The 1,848-nt window shown below is 56.9% G+C and carries 1 rRNA gene; it reads left to right on the plus strand.

Features of this window, described 5'->3' with window-relative positions:
* Nucleotides 1–1,826 (plus strand): 23S ribosomal RNA (locus tag AC07D6_RS33485); the annotation flags it as partial.
* Nucleotides 1,827–1,848 lie beyond the last annotated feature (22 nt).

Consider the following 1,848-nt stretch of genomic DNA (forward strand, 5'->3'; position numbering starts at 1 on the left):
GATGGGTAGGGGAGCGTCGTGTGCCGGGTGAAGCAGCCGTGGAAGCGAGTTGTGGACGGTTCACGAGTGAGAATGCAGGCATGAGTAGCGATACACACGTGAGAAACGTGTGCGCCGATTGACTAAGGGTTCCTGGGTCAAGCTGATCTGCCCAGGGTAAGTCGGGACCTAAGGCGAGGCCGACAGGCGTAGTCGATGGACAACCGGTTGATATTCCGGTACCCGCTTTGAAGCGCCAGCGCTGAACCCAGCGATGCTAAGCCCGTGAAACCGCCGTGTGCGTCTTCGGACAAGCGCGGAGTGGTGGAGCCGGTGGCCCAGACTGGTAGTAGGTGAGCGATGGGGTGACGCAGGAAGGTAGTCCAGCCCGGGCGGTGGTTGTCCCGGGGTAAGGGTGTAGGACGTCACGTAGGCAAATCCGCGTGACACATAGTCTGAGACCTGATGCCGAGCCGATTGTGGTGAAGTGGATGATCCTATGCTGTCGAGAAAAGCCTCTAGCGAGTTTCATGGCGGCCCGTACCCTAAACCGACTCAGGTGGTCAGGTAGAGAATACCGAGGCGTTCGGGTGAACTATGGTTAAGGAACTCGGCAAAATGCCCCCGTAACTTCGGGAGAAGGGGGGCCATGTCTGGTGATGAGTCTTGCACTCTAAGCTGGGTGTGGCCGCAGAGACCAGCGAGAAGCGACTGTTTACTAAAAACACAGGTCCGTGCGAAGCCGTAAGGCGATGTATACGGACTGACGCCTGCCCGGTGCTGGAACGTTAAGGGGACCGGTTAGTTCCATTTCGGTGGGGCGAAGCTGAGAACTTAAGCGCCAGTAAACGGCGGTGGTAACTATAACCATCCTAAGGTAGCGAAATTCCTTGTCGGGTAAGTTCCGACCTGCACGAATGGCGTAACGACTTCTCGACTGTCTCAACCATAGGCCCGGTGAAATTGCACTACGAGTAAAGATGCTCGTTTCGCGCAGCAGGACGGAAAGACCCCGGGACCTTTACTACAGTTTGATATTGGTGTTCGGTTCGGCTTGTGTAGGATAGGTGGGAGACTGTGAAGTCCCAACGCCAGTTGGGGTGGAGTCGTCGTTGAAATACCACTCTGGTCGTGCTGGATGTCTAACCTGGGTCCGTGATCCGGATCAGGGACAGTGTCTGATGGGTAGTTTAACTGGGGCGGTTGCCTCCTAAAGGGTAACGGAGGCGCCCAAAGGTTCCCTCAGCCTGGTTGGCAATCAGGTGTTGAGTGTAAGTGCACAAGGGAGCTTGACTGTGAGACCGACGGGTCGAGCAGGGACGAAAGTCGGGACTAGTGATCCGGCGGTGGCTTGTGGAAGCGCCGTCGCTCAACGGATAAAAGGTACCCCGGGGATAACAGGCTGATCTTCCCCAAGAGTCCATATCGACGGGATGGTTTGGCACCTCGATGTCGGCTCGTCGCATCCTGGGGCTGGAGTCGGTCCCAAGGGTTGGGCTGTTCGCCCATTAAAGCGGTACGCGAGCTGGGTTTAGAACGTCGTGAGACAGTTCGGTCCCTATCCGCTGTGCGCGTAGGAATATTGAGAAGGGCTGTCCCTAGTACGAGAGGACCGGGACGGACGAACCTCTGGTGTGCCAGTTGTTCTGCCAAGGGCATGGCTGGTTGGCTACGTTCGGGAGGGATAACCGCTGAAAGCATCTAAGCGGGAAGCCTGCTTCGAGATGAGTATTCCCACCTCCTTGAGAGGGTAAGGCTCCCAGTAGACGACTGGGTTGATAGGCCGGATATGGAAGCCCAGTGATGGGTGGAGTTGACCGGTACTAATAGGCCGAGGGCTTGTCCTCAGTTGCTCGCGTCCACTGTGTT

The organism is Streptomyces sp. NPDC045287 (genome assembly GCF_056432325.1).